General features: G+C 59.5%; 7 protein-coding genes. 5 read left to right on the top strand and 2 right to left on the bottom strand.

Annotation, left to right across the window (positions count from 1 at the left end):
* Window positions 1-190: 190 nt before the first annotated feature.
* Both OC610_RS18955 and OC610_RS18960 read right to left on the bottom strand, forming a co-directional pair.
* Window positions 191-1,030: a TIGR03915 family putative DNA repair protein gene (locus tag OC610_RS18955; protein ID WP_264429822.1), complete on the bottom strand. Its 840-nt coding sequence runs from the start codon at window positions 1,028-1,030 to the stop codon at window positions 191-193.
* Window positions 1,021-2,241 (bottom strand): putative DNA modification/repair radical SAM protein, encoded by a 1,221-nt coding sequence (locus tag OC610_RS18960; protein ID WP_264429823.1) that lies wholly within the window; start codon window positions 2,239-2,241, stop codon window positions 1,021-1,023. Before OC610_RS18960 ends, OC610_RS18955 begins: the two co-directional genes overlap by 10 nt.
* 161 nt (window positions 2,242-2,402) lie before the next feature.
* On the opposite strand from OC610_RS18960, the gene OC610_RS18965 reads away from it, so the two are divergent.
* From OC610_RS18965 to tal, 5 genes are all read left to right on the top strand, one after another.
* Window positions 2,403-2,573, top strand: a complete 171-nt coding sequence (locus OC610_RS18965; RefSeq protein ID WP_085987050.1) for a YhfG family protein — start codon at window positions 2,403-2,405, stop codon at window positions 2,571-2,573.
* Window positions 2,573-3,178 carry a putative adenosine monophosphate-protein transferase Fic gene (locus OC610_RS18970; RefSeq protein ID WP_264429824.1) on the top strand — a complete coding sequence of 202 codons (606 nt, stop codon included), beginning with the start codon at window positions 2,573-2,575 and terminating at the stop codon, window positions 3,176-3,178. The genes OC610_RS18965 and OC610_RS18970 overlap by 1 nt, the downstream gene beginning before the upstream one ends.
* Before the next feature lie 65 nt (window positions 3,179-3,243).
* Window positions 3,244-3,966: a metallophosphoesterase gene (locus OC610_RS18975; RefSeq protein ID WP_264429825.1), complete on the top strand. Its 723-nt coding sequence runs from the start codon at window positions 3,244-3,246 to the stop codon at window positions 3,964-3,966.
* Window positions 3,967-4,065: 99 nt separating this feature from the next.
* Window positions 4,066-5,061, top strand: coding sequence for a tRNA dihydrouridine(20/20a) synthase DusA (gene dusA / locus OC610_RS18980; protein ID WP_264429827.1), 996 nt, complete (start codon window positions 4,066-4,068; stop codon window positions 5,059-5,061).
* Window positions 5,062-5,239: 178 nt separating this feature from the next.
* Complete coding sequence (tal, locus tag OC610_RS18985; RefSeq protein ID WP_264429828.1) at window positions 5,240-6,166, top strand: transaldolase; 927 nt, start codon at window positions 5,240-5,242, stop codon at window positions 6,164-6,166.
* Window positions 6,167-6,259: the final 93 nt, after the last annotated feature.

Raw genomic sequence — 6,259 nt, forward strand, 5'->3', positions numbered from 1 at the left:
ATACGCCGAAAGCGCTGCCACCGGATATCAAACAGTCATTAACCGTCTGCTGCGTCAGGCCTTGATATCTGAAAAAACGGCTAGCCGTGAATGAAGAAAATTGATGGATGCACCTAAGCCCGGCAAAGCCAAGGCATCGGTATGACGTGAGAAATCGGGATCCATTTAGAGGCACTGTTTCAATCCAGCGCTAGCTGCCCACAATTATCCGCTTCCCTACCTTCTCCCCCACCTCCAGAGCCTGCCCATCCCTCTGCTTCCCCTGCCGCGCCTGCCCCACCAACTGCGGAATCAAATCCCCTTCCGGCAAGTGCTTCCAGAACCGCCCCGGCATGTGTTGGCGCAACGCGGTGGGGTTGAGCCTCGCCGGGTTGAAGATGTGCCGATAATAGGTGCGCCACAATTCCGCGCCGGGGTCTTCGGCGTGGCGGGCCCATTGCTGCCATTGCTCGGGGCAACGGCGCTGGTAGTCCAGCGAATGCCCATCGAAACGAATGCCGTCGCGGGGCGTTGCGATCAGCCAGCGTTGTCGGCCCAATCGCTCGGCAAAATGCCCGCTCGCGCTTTCAAGGATGTCGTGGGCCGGCTGGTGGAAAGCCACCAGGTCCAGTAGCAGTTGTTCAGCGACCGCAGGCGGCAAGGGTATGAAACGCACGAATGCATGAAGGTGATGGGCTTCGCGACTGACCTGCTTGATGCGCCGTTGCAGCTCGCTGCCCAATCGATCACCGGCGAGCATAGCGGTGCGATCACCATGGGCGACGCGCCAGAGCACTTCGTACAGCAGGCTCCAGCGTTGTTCGCCCTGGTAGCGGCTGGCCTGTTCCAATTGTCCCAACAGACCCGCCGGGACGCGTGTCTGGAACGGTCCAGGGCCTTGCGGCAATGCCGCCGGCACTGCCAGCAGGTCAGCCATGGGACCCTGGGCCCAGGTCACGTCGCTGGGGTCGACTCCGTGGCCCAACAGTGTTCTGGCCTGATTACGCCATGTGGTGAAATCGTCGTCGCAATCAAGCGCAATCATGCCCACAGCCCCATTTGCACAGGCCGCTGCGGATCGCGCAAGCGCGCTCGGAGCAAGCCGCTGCGCACCTGGCCGTCAGCGGGTCGGTAATCGCTGGTCACAATGAACGGACGGGCCTTTTCCAACACGCAACGCAACTGCACCAGGTCGTCGTAGCGAATCCGCCGTTCCCTGCGCAGTGCCACCAGGCGTTGCACGCTGCGCAGGCCGATGCCGGGAATACGCGCGAGCAAGGCCGGCTCGGCACGGTTGAGGTCGAGTGGAAACACATCGCGATTGGCCAGCGCCCAAGCCAGCTTGGGGTCGATGTCCAGGTCCAGGTTGCTGGACGTAGTCAACAGCTCGCCCGCCTTGTAGCCGTAGCCACGCATCAGGAAGTCGGCTTGGTAGAGCCGGTGCTCGCGCAGCAAGGGTGGCGCGGCGAGTGGCACGCTGGCGGGGCTTTCGGGGATCGGGCTGAAGGCCGAATAATAGACCCGCCGTAATCCGTAGCCTTGATAGAGCGACTCGGCATTGCTGAGGATGGTGTGGTCATCGGTGGCATCCGCCCCAACGATCACCTGGGTGCTCTGCCCGGCTGGGGCAAAGCGAGGCGCCCGCGGTTCGCCGGCCACTGCCTGTAGACCGTCGTGGATGGTGCCCATGGCCTGGCGAATCGTCTTCAACTGCTTTTCCGGCGCCAGGCGCTTGAGGCTCACCTCGGAGGACAATTCGATATTCACGCTCAGGCGATCGGCCAGCCGCCCGGCCTCTTCGATCAATAGCGGATCCGCGTCGGGGATGGTCTTGAGATGGATGTAGCCTCGAAAGTGATGCTCCTCGCGCAACAGCCGCGCCACCCGAACCAGTTGCTCCATGGTGTAGTCGGCCGAACGAATGATGCCGGAGCTCAGGAACAGACCGCTGATGCAATTGCGACGGTAGAAGTCCAGGGTCAGCCGAACCACTTCTTCGGGTGTGAAACGCGCCCTCGGCACGTTGCTGGAGCGACGGTTGACGCAGTACTGGCAGTCGTACAAGCAGAAATTGGTCAACAACACCTTGAGCAGCGATACACAGCGTCCATCCGGCGTATAGCTATGGCAGATCCCCATGCCATCCGTGGCCCCAAGCCCGTCCCGACCACGCGAACTTCGCTTGGGAGCACCACTGCTGGCACAGGACGCGTCATATTTGGCGGCGTCGGCAAGAATGCCGAGCTTGGCGATAAGCTCCATGAAAGACCCTCAGACACTGTATGCATACACAGTATTTGGAGATTGATAGCGATGCAAGCTCCGCTGGTCAATCCAGCCAACGAGCAGAGAGCGACTGGTGGATTCATCGGCACCACGATGGGCTATAATCCGGTCATTCACGCGATTCGAGGTCCAACCCCATGGGCACTGTCAGCCTTGAAACAAAAAAGGCCTACGCGGCCAGGACGCGCCGGTCCAACTACGCGGCCAGCCTGCGCCTGGAAGGTTTCAAAGTGTCTTTCGAGGACGGCGAACGCAAGCTGCCTTCCCGTGAAGATGTCTTGAAAACCTTCACCAAGACCCGAGCCTGATGCCGGACAAATATGGCGTCGGCGAGGACGCCTACTGTTATCCCGGCTCCACGGTCCTGCGCAACAAGCTCAATATCCGCGACGAACCCACCCTGGGCGAAGCCGAACAACAACTCTCGGCCATCGCGGCAAGCAACGTCGAATTCACTCCTCCTCCTTACAGTCTGGCTTACCTCCAGAATATCCATCGCGCCTTGTTCGCCGACTTGTTCGAATGGGCCGGACAGTTGCGAACCGTCGGCATGGCCAAGCAGGACACGCGTTTCTGCCAACCCGAATACATGGAAAAGGAAGCCGACAAAATCTTTGCCAGGATGGCAGCGGCGAACTGGTTCGAGGGGATGGGCCGAGCAGAACTGATCGTGGCCGTGGCGGATGCGTATTCCGATATCAACGCCATTCACCCCTTCCGCGAAGGCAATGGCCGCGCCCAGCGCATCCTGTTCGAGCACCTCATCATGAACGCCGGTTTCGAAATCAGTTGGTGGGGCATCGAAAAAGACGAATGGATCAGCGCCAATATCGCGGCCTATAACTGCGTACTCGAGCCTATGGAAACGGTTTTCAAGAAGTGCATTGGACAGCCGATACAATCCCGACCATAAGTTATCTGCACTTCCTCGCTTAAGTGATACATTCCGTGCCAGCCAACCCAGCCGAAACCCTCCGTATGTACCGGATTGTCTCCTTCCCCCCAAACGAGCAAGGCCGAGATTTTGTCGTGGGCGACGTACATGGGCATTTCAAGCTTTTGGCGAAGGCCTTGGACAACCTCGAATTCAATACCGAAATAGACCGGATTTTTTCCGTAGGCGACCTCATCGATCGCGGCCCCGACTCCGAAGATGTATTGAATTGGCTTGGAAAACCCTGGTTTCACGCGGTACGCGGCAACCATGAACAAATGGTGATCGACGGCATCTGCGGCCACGGAGACAAACCCAGGCACATCCGCAACGGCGGAGCCTGGCTCTATAAGTTGGACCCGGCCATCCAAGACCAACTTCTAAAAGCCCTTCAAGCACTTCCGCTCATTATCGAAATCGACTTATCGGCTAATAAAACGATTGGAATCGTACATGCCCAAGCGCCGTTTTTCGGGCTGAATAATGATTGGCAAGGTGCGAAAGACGCCATTACCGGGGCACTTGGAAAGCAGGTTCAACAACAAGCCTTGGCGGAAGCCTTGTATGCCCGGGACAGAATCGAACAGCAAGATTCGAAGCCTATCGAGGGCATCCACGAACTCTACGTGGGACATTCATCGGTCCCAAACGTCACGCGCCTCGGCAACGTTGTCTATGTGGACACTGGCTGCTCCTTTTCCGACGGAGCACTGAGCCTGGTGGAAATCAGCAGCCAATCCGTTTTCAGCATAGGCATGACGCAGTGAGGTAACGGACTGCCTCATTCACCGATCAGGCCCGACTGCATTCGCTGCCGTCACATACCTGATAAACTGTGCGCCCTTCGCATTCGCCTCCAGATTCCCATGCCTCTTCAAGAAACTTCACAGCAATCCGTGTCCCGCCGCTTCAGCGTGGCCCCGATGATGGATTGGACTGACGCCCACTGTCGCTACTTCCTACGCATCCTCTCCAAACACGCCCTCCTCTACACCGAAATGGTCACCACCGGCGCGTTGCTCAACGGCGATCACGAACGCTTCCTGCGCCATCACGAAACCGAGCATCCGCTGGCCCTGCAGCTGGGCGGCAGCGTCCCCGGTGACTTGGCCGCCTGCGCCCGAATGGCCCAGGAACACGGTTACGACGAGGTCAATCTCAACGTTGGCTGCCCCAGCGATCGGGTGCAGAACAACATGATCGGTGCCTGCCTGATGGGGCATCCAGCGCTGGTAGCTGATTGTGTGAAGGCGATGCGGGATGCGGTGTCGATTCCGGTGACGGTGAAGCATCGGATCGGGATCAATGGTCGCGACAGCTATGAACAATTGTGCGAGTTCGTCGGGACGGTGCGTGACGCCGGCTGCACGAGCTTTACCGTGCATGCGCGGATTGCGATCCTGGAGGGGTTGTCGCCGAAGGAGAATCGCGACATCCCGCCGCTGCGTTACGACGTGGTAGCGCGGTTGAAAGCGGATTTCCCTGAGCTGGAAATCGTGCTCAACGGTGGGATCAAGACGTTGGAGGCCTGCCACGAGCATCTGCAGACGTTTGACGGTGTGATGCTGGGTCGCGAGGCCTACCACAACCCGTATCTGCTGGCCGAAGTGGATCAGCAGTTGTTTGGCAGCACTGCACCCATCATCACTCGGGCCGAGGCCTTGGCAAAGCTGCGGCCGTATATTGCCGATCACTTGGCGTACGGCGGTGCCATGCACCACATCACCCGTCACGTGTTGGGACTGGGCACCGGGTTCCCCGGGGCGCGACGATTCCGGCAGTTGTTATCGGTGGATATCCACAAGACCAAGGATCCGCTGGCGCTGCTGGACCAGGCGGGGCAGTTGCTTGAAGGGCGTTAACCGTCACTTGCTTTGAACCTGCGCGCGGTTTTGGCATCGTATCTACCGACAGTTGCCCCGGCCATTCAAACAGCCGTTTCCAGGTTGTTGCCGCTGGGGCCATCGATACCTCTTCACGCCCTTGAGTGGCTGCCGGCCCTCGGGTAATGTCAACGGACCCATAGGACAGAGCACGCTCATGACTTCCAAGCTGGAACAACTCAAGCAGTTCACTACCGTCGTGGCCGATACTGGCGACTTCGAAGCCATCGCCCGCATCAAGCCCGTCGACGCCACCACCAACCCTTCCCTGCTGCTCAAGGCTTCGGCAATGCACGGTTATGCCGAGCTGCTGAACGCCTGCGTGGCGGACTGCAAGGGCGACGTAGGCCTGGCCAGCGACCGCTTTGGCGTCGCAGTGGGCCAGGAGATTCTGAAAGTGATTCCGGGGCGCATCTCCACCGAAGTGGATGCACGCCTGTCGTTCGACACCGAAGCCATGCTCAAGCGTGCGCATCGTCTGGTCGACCTGTACGAAAAATCCGGAATTGGCCGAGACCGCGTCCTGATCAAGATCGCTTCGACCTGGGAAGGCATCCGCGCCGCCGAGAAACTGGAGCGCGAAGGCATCCAGTGCAACCTGACGCTGCTGTTCTCCTTCGCCCAGGCCGCCGCCTGTGCCGATGCCGGGGTATTCCTGATCTCGCCGTTCGTGGGCCGTATCTACGATTGGTACAAGAAAGCCAACGGCAACGACTACACCGGCGCGGACGACCCGGGCGTGCAGTCGGTGACGCGCATCTACAACTACTACAAGGCCAACGACTACAAGACCGTGGTCATGGGCGCGAGCTTCCGCAACCTCAACCAGATCGAGCAGTTGGCCGGTTGCGACCGCTTGACCGTCAGCCCTGAGCTGCTGGAAAAACTGGCCGCCGATGAAGGCAAGCTGGAACGCAAACTGGCGCCTGGGCAAGCTGGAGAAGCGCGCCTGAGCCTCAACGAAGCGCAATTCCGCTGGTTGTCCAACGAGGACGCCATGGCGACCGAGAAACTGGCTGAAGGCATCCGTCAGTTCGCCCGGGACCAGGAGAAGTTGGAGGCGTTGCTGCAAGCCAAGCTTTGAGCTGACTCGCAAGGCATGCAAAAGGGCGAACCTTGGTGGGTTCGCCCTTTTTTATGCGGCTCAGCCTGAGAAATCTGGCGCCTGAATAGGCCA

The organism is Pseudomonas agronomica, assembly GCF_025917275.1.
In the GTDB taxonomy this organism is placed as follows: domain Bacteria; phylum Pseudomonadota; class Gammaproteobacteria; order Pseudomonadales; family Pseudomonadaceae; genus Aquipseudomonas; species Aquipseudomonas agronomica.